Raw genomic sequence first — 18,155 nt, forward strand, 5'->3', positions numbered from 1 at the left:
CTGGAGTATTGGCTAGTATTATTGATTTATAAATCAAAAAAATTTGCCTATGTTGGTCAAGAATTTTTATGGATACCGATTTACTAAAAACCTTTCTCGAAGTCTCCCGTACTCGCCATTTTGGTAAAGCGGCTGAGAATCTTTACCTCACCCGAAGCGCTGTGAGCTTTAGGGTGAAACAGCTTGAGAGCATTTTGGGTGTCGCCTTATTTGAACGGCAACGTAATAATATTCAGCCCACGCCAGCAGGCGAACGTATGCTTGGTCATGCCGAGGCGGTGTTAACAGCATGGGAGCGGGCTAAGCAAGATGTTTCCCTCAGCCAGTTACAGTCGACTCAGCTTGCCATTGGTGCAGGGCCGAATATTTGGGACGCTTACTTGCAAGGTTATTTACAGGGACTGCATGTCGGTTTACCTGGCGTGGCGTTGCGCACCGAAGTGCTACCCGCGAATGCAATGACGCGTCAGCTAATGGACCGTACCCTAGATATTGCGATTTCATTCGATCCGCCAAAGCTTGATCAATTTGAGATAGTACAACTGGGGCAAATTAATTTGTTGTTGGTGTCGAGCTTAAAAGGTCAAACGGTAAAAGCGGTTGTGCCGGGGCAATATGTAAAAGTCGATTGGGGTACGGCGTTCAATATTGTTCACGCACAGGAATATGCCTCGCTGCCAGTGCCAACGCTGCACACGAGTTCAGCACGTATTGCGTTAGATTTCATCTTGAATAATGGCGGCTGCGCATTTTTACCTGAGCATCTAGTGCAACATGCATTGCGCGGCGGCGAATTGCATCTCGTCAGCGGCGCGAATGCCATTTCACGAAATGTGTATCTTGCGTATTGGGCTGAGAATGACCGCTTAGCCCAGATCAAACAAGCCATCGACTTTTTAAGGGACGATGGCTCAATGGTTGTTCATGCGACGGTTTAGAAACTAAGAATTAAAGCACTAGCGGCGTTAATACAACCAGCCAAGTTAATCCACAAAGCGCAAGACTCATAAAGACGGCAGCCGAGGCAATGTCCTTGGCTTGGCCACTTAACGGGTGTATTTCACTGCCGACACGGTCAACCACAGCTTCAATCGCCGAGTTTAATAGCTCAACAATCAACACGATAAACAACGTGAAAATCAGCATAAGGCGTTCAATAGTGCTGATATCAACCCATAAGGCTACGGGTAACATGACTATCGTTAAGATTAATTCCTGTCTGAAGGCGGCTTCGTGGATCCAAGCGGCCTTTAGGCCCTTCATCGAAAATCCCGTCGCTCTGAATATGCGCTTAATACCGTGATTATTGGCTGGTTTCATAGTGTTTCCAATTGACGTTAGCGACAAAGCGCTGAGGTTCTGCTCATTCAAAACAGGGGGGAATAAACCCTACTGTTGTCTTTGTTAACATTTGACTGAGTCATAAATTTGGCCGCAGTATAGCCTGAGATGAAAAGTGCATAAACAATTAACTGAGCAAATTTGATCATCAACATTCGTTGTTAACTTAGGGAGTTAGTGACTTTTGCGGTTATTTTAGTGCAACTTTAGCCGTGCGGCCTAAGCTTGATGAAGGATATATTGCAGCGTGGGCAAGGGAATGACTCATACAAACCCGTTACGAAATTTAACATTTAATCATTTCATCCGTTTTAGTGCTTTTAAGCTCAGCTTGCTCATACTTTGCGGTTTAGCTCTTTCGGTTAACGCACAAACCTCACCACCTGCGATACAACTTGCTACCGAGTTTGATGCGACTCGAACTTCGCAAGATATTAATATTCAAAATTTTTTGATTAGTGAGAAACTCGACGGGGTTCGAGGTTACTGGAATGGCAAGGAATTATTCACTCGGCAGGGAAATGCCATCGCTACACCCATTTGGTTTACTGTAAATTTTCCGAATTATCCTCTCGATGGTGAATTATGGCTTGGGCGAGGTCAGTTTGAAGCTATGTCGAGTTTAGTTCGACAAGCCTCAGCGAAGGATGATGATTGGCGCAAAGTGCGATTTATGGTGTTCGATGTCCCTAAGGCGAGTGGCGACTTTCAGCATCGCTATCAATTTGCGCTGACTGAACTGAGTGGCAAATCGAATTATCTTGAAGTCATAGTGCAGTTCCAAGTAGAAAGCCTTGAAGCCCTGTATCAAAAACTCGATGCCTTAGTTGCAAAAGGCGCCGAAGGCTTGATGCTGCATCGCAGTTCTGCGACTTATATCAGTGGCCGTAATCCTCATCTGATGAAGTTAAAACCTTATTATGATGCTGAAGCTACTTTTATCGCTTATATCCCTGGTAAAGGTCAATTTGCAGGGCAGATGGGCGCATTAAAAGTGCAAACGCCAGACGGCCGAATTTTTAGTATTGGCACAGGTTTTAGTCTCGCAGAGCGCCAACATCCCCCTGCAGTGGGCACTATCATCACCTATAAATACCTTGGGCTTACCGTTAACGGTTTACCGCGGTTTGCCAGTTTTTTACGGGTAAGAACCGATGTTGAAACTGAGTAGCCGTTCTTAGTAAATCAAATTGCGCATAAGTCTTTACGCTGAGTAATGCGCAATTGATATTTTGATAGTATTATTCGTAATAGGCGACTGTCGATAATAGTTGTTCACTGAAATTAAAAATATCATCTACAGAGTTAATAGGATGACGAGTTTCATTTTTATTTTCATCCACTAATCCTAGATACTTTTGTTTAGCATTGAAGTGTAAGCGGCATAAGGGTTTTCGGTTATTATCATCCAATAGTATGCCAAAGTAACTTTGGGTATCCCTTGCGATGATTCGATTAACTTCTATTTTTTGCCTCAATATAGCTTTTATCACATTGAAACCGTCAATTTCTTCTTCAGTAGTTACTACTTTAATTTTTTCATCATTGGATGGGATTGGGGTATCGATTAAATTTTTGTTTTCATCAGTTGGTTTATCATTGCCAATAGCGGATTTTAAACGTTCATTAATGCTGTCGTTGAGAAATTGTCTTAGTGCTTTATGAGTAATTTCAGCAAATTGATGTTTTACTTTAGGTGTAAGAACCCCATCATAAGCCCTTGAGGCAAAAAAGCGAATAAACTCTTCTTCAGGTTCTTTAAATTGCTCACTAATAATACGTTTTATCTGACTCAAGTATTTTAGTTCTCCTGCCGCGCTGACTATTGAGTTAACGTCGAACGAGTTTTTAGTCAGTTTTTTAACTTCAGGAATTAAGTGTTCATCAATATTTTCAAGATCTAAGATCAGAAATGGTTTTTCATCCATTTTGTTAGGAGCATCAAGATCGGTATAAAATTGATATTCAGTACCGTTTGTAAGAATAGCTAAGCGTGCGTTTGTGACAGAAAAATAACGAAATAGTTGTGACGCATGCTTTATGGACAGCTTTTCATTGTACTTTTTGCATTCAATAAGGATTTGCACTTCACCTTCCTTAATTAATGCGTAGTCAACTTTCTCACCTTTTTTACCTATAGTATCTGCCGTAAATTCTGGGACAACTTCGCTAGGATTAAAAACATCATATCCTAGAACTGTATGCAAAAATGGCATGACTAAGGCATTCTTAGTCGCTTCCTCAGTTTGAAGGCTATTAGCAATTTGAGGGATGCGTTTTGATAGAACATCGATTCGTTCAATAAAATCCATTTTACTTTTCCTCTTCTTGTACTTTGTGGTGTATTTTTTATTTGAGCGAGTATGCGGTGAACATTCAGTTTTATTTTAAACCGTACTCTGACATATAAACCTAGTCGATAAAAAATCCTTAGCAAGGAGGCTAATTTGTTTCTGTGCTGTTTATCGTATATTTTACGGGTTAGGTTAAATTTTGTGCGTGCTTGGTATGTATATGGCTCAAGGAGAATATTTTAGCTGAGGTGACACCCTTAACTTTCGGATCGTAGCGCGCATTTTATTTTTGATAATGGTTTGGCGTAAGAATATTTTGTGTTTCTAGGTTTAACATGTTGTATTTATAGGTAAATAATTAATGTATTAAGCTGCTTATCATATTAAGTTTACATCTAGGTTTAAGCACATTAGATAAATTATTGATAATACTAAGCTATGAGGTATTCATGTTAAAAAATCAAAGTGTACGGCGAATATTGATGGTTTGTATGGGTAATATTTGTCGCTCACCGACGGCAGAGGCGGTTTGTCGTTTTAAGATTGCTGAGCGCAGGCTTAATATTGAGGTGGATTCGGCGGGTACTATTGGTTATCACCAAGGGTATAAGCCCGATAGCCGCGCTATTGAGGCTGGTAAAAAGCGGGGTTTTAGTTTCGAGGGCATGCGGGCGCGGCAGGTGGTGAATGCTGATTTTGAGCATTTTGATTTAATTCTAGCTGCGGATAATGCCAATTTGGCGGATCTGCTTAGCCGTTGTCCGGTTGAGTATCAACACAAGTTACAGTTAATGTTGTCCTATGCTGATACGCAAATAACGGAAGTACCAGATCCTTACTATGGCGGCGCACAGGGTTTTGAACTAGTGCTCGATCTCCTCGAGCAGAGTATGGAAGCTTTATTAGATCAATTGACCGAAAAGTTCCGTTGAGATGCGTATTTCCATTTACGGTTTGGGTTTTATGATAAGTTCGGGTAAATCCCCTTATGCGAGATGACGATGAAAGTAATGGATTCTGAAAACCGAGTATGGTTCCTTTTGGAGCATGAAGGTCGCTTGTACTTGAATGCAAATTGCAACATGAGTGCATTTGGCTATAGCTATATGATCCAGCTCAATGGTCAGGAACTGCAAAATTATGAAGGTGGTGGCCGCGAGTATCTAAATAATCTTGCTCACGATATTCATTATTCTGTTCCAATCGCAAAAGACACAACGTCAATTTACAAAGGTCGTGAAGTTTCAAAACAGCTAGCTGGTTTAGCAACAGAAGCGATTAAAGCGTGGCGTGCTTAAAATCGGTTAACTCTAAAATGCCCCAAAGCTTGTTTCAAAGTTTAAAATGCAAGTAGGGCGAATAAAGTTGTGGCTATAAAAAAGCTAATGTGATGAGGTTACTTTCAACCTAGAAGTCATGCCAGTCCGAACTTTCAATAAAGCCACAGCAAAGTAAACATCATCATAAAGTCATTAATAGATATCAGTATAGTTTGACTACAAACATCAATGGTTGTGGGCTGCTTGCCTTACAAGGTTAAGTTGGTAAGATGTTGTTCATAAAGAAAATCAAATCGTTGTACATCTAAGGACATATATGGAAATTTCATTACTTGCCGATAATCCCTCTGCGATAGACACGGTAGCTAGTTGGTATTTCAACGAATGGTGCCAAGACAATGGTAGCTATACCAAGGAGGAAGTCGTTGAAAAAGTCTCTGCATCAATAAATCGAGATACCGCGCCTATTCTGATCATTGGAAAAGTAAATGGTGTTCTTGCTGGTTCAGCAGAGCTAAAAATTCGAGAAATGGACATATACCCAGAATTTGAATTTTGGCTTGGTGGTGTTTACGTCACTCAGCAGGCTAGGGGACAGGGTGTCGCCTCAAAACTTGTGAAAGAGATAATATCGCTAGCACATAAAATAGGCGTGAAAAAATTATATCTTCAAACAGAAGATTTAACTGGAGGTTTGTACTTACATCATGGGTTTAAGCCTATAGAACAAGTGAATTATAAAGGTATAAATGTATTGGTTATGGGCACAAACATCGGTGAATAACAAGTTTTTGAAGGTACACTGCGGCTCAATTGCGGGAAGCTAGTGGAACGATATGATCATATTTCACAGGGCTACCTAAGTAGGTCAAAGCATCCCCAAATGGCATCATTTTTAATCTTAGAGTTTTCGTCAGTACAAGAAAATGGATTTCCTGTTTCAACAGTAAGAACAAGTTGTGTTCTGTTTCAGTCAAAGTGTTTATAAAGTCATTAGCAAGGCCATATAATCAGATGCTGAGTGACTCTTTACAGAATCTAATGATGAAAATGAGTCGAAATCTTCCAAACTTTGACAGTTATTGTTGAATCAATGGCTACCAAATAAGAATAGGCCGCGCGTAGTTGCGACCGATTTTACGATCGCTTAGTCAGTGTTGGAGCACTGCCCACGCTTGGTCCTCGCAGACTTCAGATCAATGTTGAACTCTTGATATTACATTATGCTTTTTACCGCTGTTATCGTCGTGTCGTGCGGCGAGCTTTTTTGCAAATAAAATAAACCTCCTGCCTCACGCTTGACAATAAGTGAAACGTAAACAATCTTTTAACATGGAATATTTTCAGAAGGTTACTTTTCTTTCTGCAGAATAGAATTATTTTCACTACGGGAACACAGGAGTGTTTAACCCTTCCACTGAGATAACTAGGTTTCATTTGAGGTGATCATCAATGAATAATCTAGACTCAAGGTATCGTGATAAAACGCAATCATGAAAAGGAATTTCAATGAAAGACGTTAATATTTATCCGTATCAATCTGTTCAGACCGGCTCAGTAAGCCAGAGACTGCGATCAAAACAGCAAACTTCAATTTTAATATCCAAACCCATTTATTTGAATTTGGTTGAGGTCAAGTCTTGTACGCTATTTGTATCGTGCCATCACGCCTGCAGTGGCGGGTGTTGTGAAAGCCCTGATTTTAAGTCGTTAAAGAAAGTGGAGTTGTAACGTTTTAAGCATTGAATAAGTCCCAATAACAAGGAGAGTTAATTTCATGTCTATCAAATCTTTTAGCTACAGTACGCTTTTTTTGTGTATGAGTGCTGCTGTACATGCAGAAGCACCAGTAGAGACAAAAACAGCTATAACGCTACCCACGTTAAGCCCTGTTATGCCACTGGAAATCACAGCAAAACCCCCGTTCTCACTCGAAAGCCTACAACATGATTTTGATGATTTTTCTTGGCAATCGTTTATTGCACTTAACTGGCCAGCCAATGCCGATGGTACACCCAATACCATGTCCACCATTGGGCAAAAAACTAACCAGCCAGTCGTGTGGCTGCATTGGAAGGAAAGCCGAGATATTTTTTTACCCGATGGCGTAAAACCACCTGGGTGGGATCAGTCCAATAATGTGCCGGATGTTTGCAAAAGTATTGATCCCAAGTCCATTCCTGAAGGGACTATTTATTTAACGCAAGTAGGGAAGACCCCGAATGTGTTGGATGAAAGTGGCGAGCCTTTTACAACGGGTCCATTGATTGATCAAAACGGGCTTTATACCCGTTATGAAATATTAACCAATGAAACTATGTTCAATTTTATTTTGGACAATAACCTTTACAGTAAAAAAGGACAGAAACAGTTTAATGCCGATGTCGACTTTACCGCGAGCGACAGTAAAACCGGGCAGGTAGGTTCTATCATGCTTAAGGCCTCATGGATAAAAATGGGCGGCAAGTTTGATGCGACGAATTACTATACAACTTACGCGCTAGTTTATAACAATCCCGAAGAGCAGCACGGGGTCAAGCCCGCGTGTGCGCTTGAGCAAGTCGGGTTAGTGGGGTTTCACATTGCCCACAAAACCGCAGACGAACCACAATGGATTTGGTCTACCTTTGAGCATGTTGCTAATGCGCCAACCCAAAGTGAGTCAGCATCATTGTCGGCATATAATTTTTACGATGCTAAATGTACTGACTGCAAAGTGAATGAACCCCCAGTACGCCCGTGGGATCCGGCAAACCCGCACACTAAACCAACTCAAGTTGAACGCGTTATTCCTATCACTGCCGATGCTAAAGCCTTAAATGCCAGTTATCACGCTGCACTCGACGCTGTCGTGCCGGGATCGGTATGGAAGAACTACGAATTGATCAGCACGCAATGGCCTACCGATGCCAAAAATCCCACCGATCCAACGGGCGTGCCTGCTCCCTCATTTTTAGCGAACACCACGCTCGAAACTTATATCCAAGGTTCGGTAAAGCAAACATCAAGCAGCTGTATGGCTTGTCACAATAATGCGGCAACCACTAACGGTAATTTTGCAGATTTCACTTACTTGCTGCAACGCGCGCAATAATTTACGAAAGGAACTCATCATGACTGATATTACAGGCGCGACTGCCGATACTATGAATAATTTTATTGGTTTGAGCGCGGTATTAACCGGCTTTGCTACCAGTATTATTGCCCCTACATTGGATCCCGTGGATATTAAATCCGAATACTTAGCCGTGTTTACGCAAAAAATAACCGAAGAATCGAAGGACCTAACTTTAGTTACAACTATTCTGCAAAAATTTGCGGCGTTAAAAGCGCAGCAATTATCAGATCAACAAATTGGCACGCAAATGCTGGTGCCAGACAACGGGGCTAATTTTGTGTTGGCCTGTCGTAAATTGATTTTTATGTGGTACTCAGGTGCATGGCCAACCATTATTCCCGCGACGGATACAGAGCCGGAAACCACGGTTAGCGATATGATTTCGGCTAAAAGTTATACCACAGGTTTAGTCTGGCAAGTTATGCAGGCTCATCCGATGGGGGATTCAAATTATCGCTATGGCTATTGGGCGAAACCACCCGCTGCACTGTCGGCATATACGGGTCATCAAGGAGGTGCAGTATGAGCACTCAAACCAATTACGATGTCATTATTGTGGGATCAGGTATTGCCGGCTCTATCATGGCTTATCAATTGGGGATGGCGGGGAAAAAAGTATTAATCCTCGAAGCAGGGCAGGAAGTGCCTGTTGACCGCAGTGGTTACATGGAAACCTTTTTTAAAGCCAATGCCAAAACACCAGAGTCACCTTATCCTCCAACCACGCAAAATCCAGCGGCATCGACGGCGGATAATCCACTCGGGCTGCCTGATCCTGCGAAGGAAAATGTGCCGCGTTATACCGTGTTGCAAATTGGCGCATGGCGCAATCCAAAGCAATGTTATTTCGATTACACGCCGCAACCAGAGCATTTGAAACCTGACAGCCCTGAAGCAAAGTTTGCTTTTGCGAGTTCCTATGAGCGTATTGGCGGCGGCACAACTTGGCATTGGCTAGGAACCAGTTTGCATTTATTGCCCAATGATTTTGAGTTGCAAACCCAGTATAAGCAGGGTGTGGATTGGCCCGGTGGAAAACAATTTTATCAGGCGCTGGTTCCTTACTATGAACAGGCGACCAATGAGATTGGCGTCGCCGGTGACAAAGAGGCGATGGATCAGCTTTATCGCGGCTTTAATGTTTCACCAGATGGTGTTTATGGGTCGAATTACGATTATCCCATGCCTGGCATTGTTTCATCTTTAGTCGATCTACAATATGAACAAGCGGTGAGCGATATGGTGTATGACAATGTTCAATTGTCGGTTACGCCAACCCCCCAGGGGCGCAATTCATTACCAGGTGAACGCCGTCAATGTGCGGGGAATACAAATTGTATTCCTATTTGCCCAATCCAAGCCAAATACGATGCTACTGTGACGCTCGGGCGAGCATTGCAAACCGGCAATGTTGATGTGTTTTATCGTCATGTTGCGACAAATGTTCAAGTGGATGAAAATACAAAGGATGTTGTTGGTATTGATTATGTGACCTATCAAACTCACGGAGGGATAGCGACGGGCGGCGGTACCGTTACGGGTAAAAAATATGTGATTGCAGCTCACGCGATTGAGACGCCTAAATTATTGCTCATGTCTAAACGTAATAAAGCCTGTCCGAACGGCGTCGCCAACCATAGCGATCAAGTGGGGCGTAATTTGATGGATCACATTATGTATTTGGCCTGGGGTCTGGCGAAAGATCCTGTCTATGGTTTTCGGGGGCCTTTATCTACTGCGGGTATAGAAAGTTTACGTGATGGCGCCTTTCGTAAAGACCGTGCCGCCTATCGTATTGAAATCGGCAATGAAGGTTGGCAGTGGGCAGCAAATGATCCATTCACGACCTTAGCTGATTTTGTATTTGGGCAAAATAATTCGCAATTAAATGGGGATTCTGTCAATCAGCAGGGGATTCCATTACGGTTTGATCCCGCCATGTCTGCGAATAGCGCCTTATTTGGTGCCTCACTGGTGAATACCTTGAATGGTATTTACACACGGCAAATTCGTATGGGCTATTTAATTGAACAATTACCTGATCCGGAAAACCGTGTCGAGTTGTCGGAGACGCTGAAAGATAACTTAGGTTTGCCGCGCCCCAAATTAACCTATCGTGTACGCGAGGATTATGTGCGCAATGCGTTCGTGTCGGCTAAAGATATTTCGACCAAACTCTTTGACGCCCTTGATGCGCGGGAATATACCAAGGCTCCGCCTGCGCCGGTATTTTATGGTGATAAGAGTCAAGTAACGTCGAATAATTTTGAATATCAGGGCCATAATTTTACGTTTTACGGTGCTGGACACATTGTGGGGACGTATCGAATGGGGGACTGCAGAGATACGTCGGTGGTGAATCCTCGTCAGCAATCTTGGGACCATAGCAATCTGTTTTTAGTCGGTAGCGGAGTGTTTCCAACAGTTGCAACGGGTAATCCAACCCTCACTTTGGCAGCGTTGGCATTCCAGGCTGCAGATCATGTTTTGGAAGACCTTAAAATAAGTTAAAAAAGTTGTAATTATTCATTAGCTTGCTGTTAATTCCCATTGAAAACCGCGTGCAAATTGGCGCGGTTTTTGGCTAACTGAATATACCTTCATATTATGCTAACTGGCATTTTCCTACTCACAATGCAGTTTATTGTCATCGTATTTAAAATCAAAATATTACAGTTTTTTTATGCTGATAATTAGTTTGAAAACTGTGCATGCGTGTGTTGTCGGATAGTATGTCTGATAGAAAACTGATAAGTTTCACTCAAACCGAGCGTTAATTGGGCGTGCTTTAATAAGCGAACAAAGTTAATTTTTACGAATATTTATCAAAAGATTAGCTGAATACATGACTACTAAGAAATATATCGTTGTCAATCCACATGAAAGTGAGTTTCCTAACCCCATTACGTTCAAAAAAGGTGATCCTCTTATCGTTGGAGAAAAATATGCAGGTCCTGAAGGCTGGGATCTCTGGTTCCTTTGCACTACGCCAGGGCAAGATGCTGGTTGGGTTCCTGGTCAAGTGATTCAGCGCCTAAAAAATTCCAACGGGCTGGCGCTTGAGGACTATACGGCAAGAGAACTTAATGTGCATGAAGGGGAACAACTCATTGGCACACGAATGTTGAATGGCTGGGTATGGTGTATAAAAGCTGTCAGTGAAGAATCAGGGTGGGTACCATTAGAAAACTTGAAAGAAGTGGTAGATCTATCCCGCGACTAAAGCATCTTTGCTGTGCAGTCAAATCCAAGATGGCTCCTTGGTGTATTGTGCCAAGAGGATGATGACTGGCGGATATTGAGAGCTTATATCTGGCACGCAGAAGTCATTGGCGTAAAAGTGTTTTTTAGCACAAGCTTTCCGTTTCTGATAATAAAAAGCCAGTATATTCAATATACTGGCTTTAACTTTAAACTTGATGAATGAGCGCCATAAGCTGGAATATAAAAGTCATCAGCGTCTTGTCTTTAACGTCTTTAACAAACTCTGCGCCTTATATTCCAAATGCAGAGTGGCGGGCTGACTAGTCGTTATGACGTTTGCCTGAACGTTTAAGTCTCTCTGCTGCCAATTTGGCTTCTTTCTCTGCTTCTTTTTCGGCCATGATACGGGCGACTTCAATCTTTTCAAGCTCTGCCATCGCAGGCGTTTCTAGCGAGAGTAAGCCTATTTTCCCCGAGCGATATTCATGCAGTAATAACTCTGATGCCTTGTGCATATCGATGCGACCACCGGGACGTAGCGCTCCACGTTTACGGCCGATTTCCTCGAGAAGTGCGACATCATCCTTTGGTAATTCACTTAAGTTATAGCGCTCACAAATCTCTTTTGGATAAGCGGTTAAGAAATACTTGGCGGCGAACAGGGCCACATCTTCATATTCCATCGCCGTATCTTTAATCGCGCCAGTGACGGCAAGGCGATAGCTGCTCGCTTCGTTATCCACTTTGGGCCATAAAATACCTGGGGTATCCGACAGCACGATACCGTTACGTAAATTGATCCGTTGCTGGGTTTTGGTTACCGCAGGTTCGTTACCGGTTTTGGCGATAACACGGCCAGCTAAGGTATTGATGATGGTAGATTTCCCAACGTTGGGTATTCCCATGATCATAGTGCGAATGTCTTTTTCGGTTTTATCACGACTTGGCACTAGTTTACGGCAGAGATCAGGGATTTTTTTCACCATTGCCGCTTGCAGTGTCGTGATCGCCGTGGCTTTGACGCCTTGCTCACGCTCTAAGTATTCAATCCATTGTGCGGTGATCTCTGGATCGGCCAGATCAGATTTATTGAGCAGTTTGATACAAGGTTTGTCGCCTCGAAGCTGAGCCACCATGGGGTTTTCGCTACTGTAGGGAATACGCGCGTCCAGCACTTCGATAACAAGATCGACTTGAGGCATTGCCTCTTCAATCTCCTTGCGTGCCTTGTGCATATGCCCCGGATACCACTGAATTGCCATGATAACGCCTTGTCCTAAATAACTTAAAGAACGGCTATTCTACCTTGAAGGTGGCGAATGTCATAAAAAAAGCGCCCTAAGGCGCTTTAATCGCTTAATCCTTGACTGTCTCTTGCGATTGTTGCTTGGATTAATAGGCTGAATTAAGGCTTAGATCACCCCGAGTTCGCGCAATCTTTCCATCAGATAGCTGTCAGCGGTATATCGATCCGATAGCACTACAGCAGGGTTTGGATGTAAAAATAACGGCAAAGAGATCCGCGACTTGGTTTTATCCGTACCTTCAGGATTGATGACGCGGTGTGACGTCGATGGGAAATAGCCGCCAGAGGCTTCCTGTAACATGTCACCGATATTGATAATAATGTTGCCAAAATCGCTTGGAACATCTAACCAAGTGCCATCTTTGGCTTTCACTTGCAATCCAGGCTCATTGGCAGCAGGTAACACTGTGATAAGGTTGATATCTTCATGTGCTGCGGCGCGAATGGCGCCCATTTCTTCACTGCCCGTCATCGGTGGGTAATGCAGAATACGCAGTAAGGTTTTTTGGCTATTGGCGATCATTTCTGGCAATGGTATCGAAAACTTGGCTTTTACGTCTTCTGGTGAGTAGGTTTCGATCCACTCTAATAGTTCTGCAGCCAGTGCGTTGGCTTTATCGTAATAGGCGAGAATATTGGTACGTAGTGAATCGGGGATACGGCCCCAAGGGTACACGTGGTAGTACTCTTTAATGTCTTTGACTGTGTTGCCTTTGGCGGTTTCAGAAATCGACGCAGGGAAGAAACCGTCGTGGGTTTCTTTTTTAAACATATAGTCGTTTTTGGCTTCTGAATTAAAAAAGGCTTGCCACTCGGTGTAGATGTCTTCAACTAAGCGCTTATCAATCGGATGATTAGATAAAACACCAAAGCCAGTTTCCCGAAGTGATTCAACGAATTGCTGGGCACTGTTTTCAGCGCGGTAATCAATGGTTTCTAATTTCATTTTGGTTTCTACTTGTTATATTTAGTTGTAATTTGACCCGCTGCAAGTGTAGCCGTGCGCTGATGTGGGTGCAAATACTCAGCGACTGTGATCTGGATCAACTGCCGTATTTTCCGTCATTTATGCAGTCGCTTATATTAAGCACTTATATTAGTACTTACTTGAGTGGTAAGATTTTAGTCACCAAATCCGTTAGTATGGGCATTAGATTTGTTGTGATTGGATTGATGTCAGCCGCATTTTGAAGCCGAGTGCAAGAAATCTTGCTTGGAGTGGGTCTTATGTTGGCTTCCTTATAAATCAGCTTCTTAATCAAAGAATATCGAAATACACAACGACGTGAGTCGAAAGGGCATTAATATGAATAAACTGACCGATTTTGAACGCTATGTTATCGAAGAGAAAGGCACTGAACGCCCCTTTAGTGGTGAGTATTATGAACACGATGCTAAGGGTTTGTATTTATGCAAAAAATGCCATGCCCCCTTGTATCGCTCTGAGCATAAATTTAATGCCCATTGTGGCTGGCCAGCCTTCGATGATGAAATTGCCGGCGCTGTAACCCGCCACATAGACGCCGACGGCCGCAGAACTGAAATTGTTTGTAGCCAGTGCGGCGGTCACTTGGGGCATGTCTTTGAAGGTGAAATGTTAACACCTAACAATATCCGTCACTGTGTTAACTCAGTTTCTATGGTTTTCAAAGGGATGGATGATGCTGTTGAACCAGCACCGAATCACTTTGCGACTTTTGGTGCAGGGTGTTTTTGGTGCGTCGAAGCGATTTTTAAAAGCCTAAAGGGCGTGGTGAATGTCACTTCAGGTTATGTCGGCGGCGAAGCCCATGATGCCGATTATAAATCTGTTTGCTCGGGCCAAACCGGCCATGCTGAGGTTGTGCATATCGAGTTCAACCCAGAGGAAATTGATTTTACGACGCTATTACAGGTCTTTTTTGAGAGCCATGATCCGACCACGCTTAATCGCCAAGGTAATGATAAGGGGCCACAATATCGCTCCGTGGTGTTTACCCATAATGCTGAGCAGATAGAGCAAACTACCGCTATGCTTGCTCAGTTAGCAGTAGCCAAGGTTTTTGATGCGCCGATAGTGACCCAAGTTTCAGCGTTTGATACTTTTTATCCCGCTGAAAATTATCACAACGACTACTTCGCTTTACACGGTGAGCAGCCCTATTGTCAGATGGTCGTGCGTCCTAAAGTGGAAAAAGTGAAAGCCTTGTTTGCAAAATTGCAGAAGGCTTAAGTGAATAGGGTGTTAAATACAAAGACGCCACCGATAAAGGTGGCGTTTTTTATGGGGTTTCTAAAGTGCAAAACCTAGTTGTTCTCTTAACAAGCCGCTTAGCTATCGGTTTAACGATTAGCGTAACTTTTGATTAGCTACCGACGCACTATCGGCTTTCAGTTAACCATTGGGCGTATTGTTTGGTGTAATAGCTGACAATCAAATCTGCACCCGCCCGCTTTAAGCCGATAAACGTTTCAGTCACCACAGCACGCTCATCCAACGCGCCCGCAAGGGCGGCAAATTTAATGCCCGCATATTCACCGCCGACTTGATAGGCGGCGAGTGGCAAGTGGGTTTCTTGTCTTAAACGGCTGAGCACATCTAAGTAGGGGGTGCCGGGTTTAACCATCAGGATATCGGCGCCTTCGGCTTCATCTAATGAGGCTTCTAACAGGGCTTGACGACCATTAGCATAATCCAGTTGATATCCCTTGCGATTTCCACTGAGTTCACAATCGACCGCGGCTCTAAAAGGACCGTAGAAGGAAGAGGCGAATTTTGCCGAGTGGGCCAGAATCGCCACATGTTCAAAACCTGCGGCATCGAGCCCTTGGCGAATGGCTTTCACTTGACCGTCCATCATGGCCGATGGTGCTAACATATCAGCGCCCGCTTTGGCGGCCGTTATCGATTGCTTAACTAAATTTTCGACTGTGAGATCGTTGCAGACTTCATTATTGTGCACCACGCCGCAATGGCCGTGATCTGTGTATTCACAAAAACAAATGTCGGGGATCACCATCATCTCAGGCACGGTAGCTTTAATGGTGCGCACCATACGGGCGAGTAAACCATTGTCGTCCCATGTATCGCTGCCCTTATCATCTTTAGTGTGGGAAATCCCAAAGGGCATCACATAGCGGATCCCGAGGGCGTAAAGCTCGCGAACTTCATCCGCCAGTGCGCTCTCAGGTAAACGGCTGATGCCAGGTAGCGTGGAGATAGGCACTGCATGGGTGATGTGCTCTTCAATGAACAGGGGATGGATAAGATCGCTCAGTGAAATATGGGTTTCGCGCAGCAGATCGCGCATTGCTTCTGAATTACGTAAGCGTCTTAAGCGACGCAATGGAGGCGTGTTTAACATGAAATGTCCTTATCGAAAGCGGGTTAAAGCAATCGTACAATACTAAGGTAATGGCAAGGGATAAATTCGCCCCTTACTTTTCTGCTCTGACAATCAAAGTTGAAAAAGTTTCCCCAAGCGAGCTATATTCATTAATGAGTTTATTGATCATTGACTCAGATCACATAAATTCATCTCGTCCAGATTTGCGACTGAATATCATGCGAGCGCTATTTTAGCTGACTTGCTTGCTTAGCCCTTTGTTTTCGGGCATTTGATGTTATTATTTGCGCCAGTTTTCTCATGGCATATTCGCGCAATACAGATTATGTAAATTTGATGCGAAATCTTGCCCGCTAATCCGGTTTTGAAATGACAATAACACATGAACACTCTGCTTGTATTCTTGCCTTAGACACTTGTACCGAATCCTGCTCAGCTGCGCTGCAATACCAAGGTCAGATTTATGCTGAACTTGCCGATGCACCGCGTGAACACAGTCAACGTCTGCTGCCTATGGTCGATTCAGTGCTCAAGCAAGCGGGCATTCGCTTAGATAAAGTGACTTCGATTGCTTACGGACGAGGCCCTGGCAGTTTTACGGGGATCCGTATCTGCACTAGCATGACGCAAGGTCTGGCACTGGGGTTAGATTTGCCTGTGATTGGTATTTCAACCTTAGCGGCAATGGCACAAATGGCGATTAGCCAGCATCAAGCCGAGCAAGTTTTGTGCGCCATTGATGCGCGCATGGGCGAAGTGTATTGGGGCCAGTTTGTGGCCGTTGATGGTATTGCAACGCTTGTCGGTAAAGAAGTGGTCAGTGCGCCTGCGGACGTACTACTTCAGCTCGATACTCAAGCGCCAATTGTGGGCTGCGGCACAGGTTTTGATGCTTATCCCGATTTGCTGGCACTCGGCAAGGGGATTTTAGCTCTCGAGGCCGTGAAATATCCCGATGCAAAGGCTATGCTGATATTGGCTGAAGCAGGCATCAAAGCAGGACTGATAACCTCGGTCGATGAGCTTGAACCTGTGTACTTACGTGATACAGTCACATGGAAAAAGTTACCCGGCCGTGAATAAGCTGTTCTTTGCCTGAGTATCTGCGATAGAATCTCAGGCAATTACTGCTAAGCATTCTTAACTATGAATGGCTTAACGATGAATAGTGCAAACTTAAGGCTTCTTGATGCAAGTTAATGTGAATCAAATGAGTTTGATGAATGCTGTAGCGAGTAATAGACCCGCTATCGTTCAGGGGCTGACTGCGCCTGAATCGTCACGCCCAGTGATTGAGCAAGATGCCGTTGAAGCCCTTAGTTTAGAAACTCAGCCTAAAAGTAAAAACGCAGCGGGAAATTTACAGTCAAGGCTTGGTGCGCACCTCGAGTATGAGCAAGATACGCGTGGCCATCAGGGAGCGATTGCCCAATATTTACAAACCCAACATGCCGCCAAACGCGATGAAATTCAGCAAATGGTGGGTGTGGACTTGTATGCTTGAGCATCAAAAAACGTCTTCCCGTTCAACCTCGCGATTTTCCTCTTCTAAACTGACAGGCTTAGCCACAAGTGGTGTGCCAAGCCGTGGTTTGTTTATTATCGAGCTAGTTTTAGCTTTATTGATAACTCGAATTCCCTATTTGAGCGTGCCGTTTAAATGGCTTGAAAGCTATTTTCATGAACTGTCCCATGGCATTGCAACGATTTTAAGCTCGGGCGTGGTCAGCCATATTCAGTTGTTTCCGAATGGAGCAGGATTTTGTTTTAGCCAAGGCGGCTCGCCGATGTTTATTGGCTTTGCAGGGTATTTTGGTGCGGCCTGTTGGGGATATTTAATCTATTTATTAGCAACTTGGCCAAAGGGGATCCGCGTGAGTTTTGCCTTGCTAGGTGCCTTAGTTGTGCTAAGCGGCTTGCTTTGGGGCAGGGATATTCTCACGTTAGCGATTTTAGCTGTGCTGACTATTATTTTGTTGTTACCGCTTAAACTCAGTCAAAACAAAATGTTGACCCAGTTTTTGCGTATTATTGGCTTGATGATCATGCTTAATGCACTTGCGAGTCCGACTGTGTTGCTCGGGCTTGATGGTCAAGGTGATGCAGTGATGTTGGCCGAGCGTTCTTGGATCCCCGCGTGGATTTGGGTGGGATTATGGTTATTAACCAGTGCCTGCGCTTTGTATTTTGCGTGGCGCCGCGTAGATAATGCCGCAAGTCGTTAGTTCTCAAGCTTGTTTAATGCCTCAGTCGTCTAGTGTTTTCCCCATCGTGTTTCTGCTTTGA

General features: G+C 43.9%; 18 protein-coding genes. 13 read left to right on the top strand and 5 right to left on the bottom strand.

Going from position 1 to position 18,155, the window contains the following annotated elements:
* Positions 1-68: 68 nt before the first annotated feature.
* Positions 69-938 carry an HTH-type transcriptional regulator HdfR gene (gene hdfR / locus L5L98_RS02335; RefSeq protein ID WP_263138275.1) on the top strand — a complete coding sequence of 290 codons (870 nt, stop codon included), beginning with the start codon at positions 69-71 and terminating at the stop codon, positions 936-938.
* Positions 939-948: 10 nt separating this feature from the next.
* Here the strand turns inward: hdfR and L5L98_RS02340 are convergent, their stop codons facing one another.
* Positions 949-1,320: a diacylglycerol kinase gene (locus L5L98_RS02340; RefSeq protein WP_028760259.1), complete on the bottom strand. Its 372-nt coding sequence runs from the start codon at positions 1,318-1,320 to the stop codon at positions 949-951.
* Positions 1,321-1,600: 280 nt separating this feature from the next.
* Between L5L98_RS02340 and L5L98_RS02345 the strand changes: the two genes are divergently transcribed.
* Entirely contained in the window at positions 1,601-2,512 is a 912-nt protein-coding gene (locus L5L98_RS02345; protein WP_263138276.1) for a DNA ligase, read from the top strand.
* A gap of 70 nt (positions 2,513-2,582) precedes the next feature.
* Here L5L98_RS02345 and L5L98_RS02350 read toward each other — a convergent pair whose 3' ends face one another.
* Positions 2,583-3,653, bottom strand: coding sequence for a type I restriction endonuclease (locus tag L5L98_RS02350; RefSeq protein ID WP_131525545.1), 1,071 nt, complete (start codon positions 3,651-3,653; stop codon positions 2,583-2,585).
* Between the two features lie 431 nt (positions 3,654-4,084).
* On the opposite strand from L5L98_RS02350, the gene L5L98_RS02355 reads away from it, so the two are divergent.
* From L5L98_RS02355 to L5L98_RS02385, 7 genes are all read left to right on the top strand, one after another.
* Positions 4,085-4,567 carry a low molecular weight protein-tyrosine-phosphatase gene (locus L5L98_RS02355; RefSeq protein ID WP_263138277.1) on the top strand — a complete coding sequence of 161 codons (483 nt, stop codon included), beginning with the start codon at positions 4,085-4,087 and terminating at the stop codon, positions 4,565-4,567.
* A 69-nt stretch (positions 4,568-4,636) separates the two neighbouring features.
* A complete protein-coding gene (locus L5L98_RS02360) occupies positions 4,637-4,933 on the top strand; it encodes a hypothetical protein (RefSeq protein ID WP_028760210.1) in 297 nt (98 codons plus the stop codon).
* Positions 4,934-5,231: 298 nt separating this feature from the next.
* Positions 5,232-5,699: a GNAT family N-acetyltransferase gene (locus L5L98_RS02365; RefSeq protein WP_028760209.1), complete on the top strand. Its 468-nt coding sequence runs from the start codon at positions 5,232-5,234 to the stop codon at positions 5,697-5,699.
* Between the two features lie 993 nt (positions 5,700-6,692).
* Complete coding sequence (locus tag L5L98_RS02370; RefSeq protein WP_263138278.1) at positions 6,693-8,009, top strand: hypothetical protein; 1,317 nt, start codon at positions 6,693-6,695, stop codon at positions 8,007-8,009.
* Positions 8,010-8,028: 19 nt separating this feature from the next.
* On the top strand, positions 8,029-8,559 hold the full coding sequence (locus L5L98_RS02375; RefSeq protein WP_219250513.1) for a hypothetical protein: 531 nt from the start codon (positions 8,029-8,031) through the stop codon (positions 8,557-8,559).
* A complete protein-coding gene (locus tag L5L98_RS02380; protein WP_263138279.1) occupies positions 8,556-10,544 on the top strand; it encodes a GMC family oxidoreductase in 1,989 nt (662 codons plus the stop codon). Before L5L98_RS02375 ends, L5L98_RS02380 begins: the two co-directional genes overlap by 4 nt.
* A gap of 334 nt (positions 10,545-10,878) precedes the next feature.
* Positions 10,879-11,256, top strand: coding sequence for an SH3 domain-containing protein (locus L5L98_RS02385; protein WP_263138280.1), 378 nt, complete (start codon positions 10,879-10,881; stop codon positions 11,254-11,256).
* A gap of 301 nt (positions 11,257-11,557) precedes the next feature.
* Here L5L98_RS02385 and ylqF read toward each other — a convergent pair whose 3' ends face one another.
* Positions 11,558-12,499, bottom strand: coding sequence for a ribosome biogenesis GTPase YlqF (ylqF, locus tag L5L98_RS02390; RefSeq protein WP_011919190.1), 942 nt, complete (start codon positions 12,497-12,499; stop codon positions 11,558-11,560).
* Positions 12,500-12,649: 150 nt separating this feature from the next.
* Positions 12,650-13,489, bottom strand: a complete 840-nt coding sequence (locus L5L98_RS02395) for an isopenicillin N synthase family dioxygenase (protein ID WP_105252267.1) — start codon at positions 13,487-13,489, stop codon at positions 12,650-12,652.
* A 360-nt stretch (positions 13,490-13,849) separates the two neighbouring features.
* Here L5L98_RS02395 and L5L98_RS02400 point away from each other — a divergent pair, with 360 nt between their 5' ends.
* Positions 13,850-14,755, top strand: coding sequence for a bifunctional methionine sulfoxide reductase B/A protein (locus tag L5L98_RS02400; protein WP_263138281.1), 906 nt, complete (start codon positions 13,850-13,852; stop codon positions 14,753-14,755).
* A 148-nt stretch (positions 14,756-14,903) separates the two neighbouring features.
* Here the strand turns inward: L5L98_RS02400 and hemB are convergent, their stop codons facing one another.
* Entirely contained in the window at positions 14,904-15,887 is a 984-nt protein-coding gene (gene hemB / locus L5L98_RS02405) for a porphobilinogen synthase (protein WP_028760201.1), read from the bottom strand.
* A gap of 351 nt (positions 15,888-16,238) precedes the next feature.
* Between hemB and tsaB the strand changes: the two genes are divergently transcribed.
* The 3 genes from tsaB to L5L98_RS02420 all read left to right on the top strand — a co-directional run bounded on the left by tsaB (position 16,239) and on the right by L5L98_RS02420 (position 18,094).
* Positions 16,239-16,952: a tRNA (adenosine(37)-N6)-threonylcarbamoyltransferase complex dimerization subunit type 1 TsaB gene (gene tsaB, locus L5L98_RS02410; RefSeq protein WP_263138282.1), complete on the top strand. Its 714-nt coding sequence runs from the start codon at positions 16,239-16,241 to the stop codon at positions 16,950-16,952.
* A 106-nt stretch (positions 16,953-17,058) separates the two neighbouring features.
* Positions 17,059-17,373: a hypothetical protein gene (locus L5L98_RS02415; RefSeq protein ID WP_263138283.1), complete on the top strand. Its 315-nt coding sequence runs from the start codon at positions 17,059-17,061 to the stop codon at positions 17,371-17,373.
* Entirely contained in the window at positions 17,366-18,094 is a 729-nt protein-coding gene (locus L5L98_RS02420; protein ID WP_028760198.1) for a M50 family metallopeptidase, read from the top strand. The genes L5L98_RS02415 and L5L98_RS02420 overlap by 8 nt, the downstream gene beginning before the upstream one ends.
* Positions 18,095-18,155: the final 61 nt, after the last annotated feature.

It is taken from the genome of Shewanella sp. SM23 (assembly GCF_025654295.1).
GTDB lineage: Bacteria > Pseudomonadota > Gammaproteobacteria > Enterobacterales > Shewanellaceae > Shewanella > Shewanella oncorhynchi.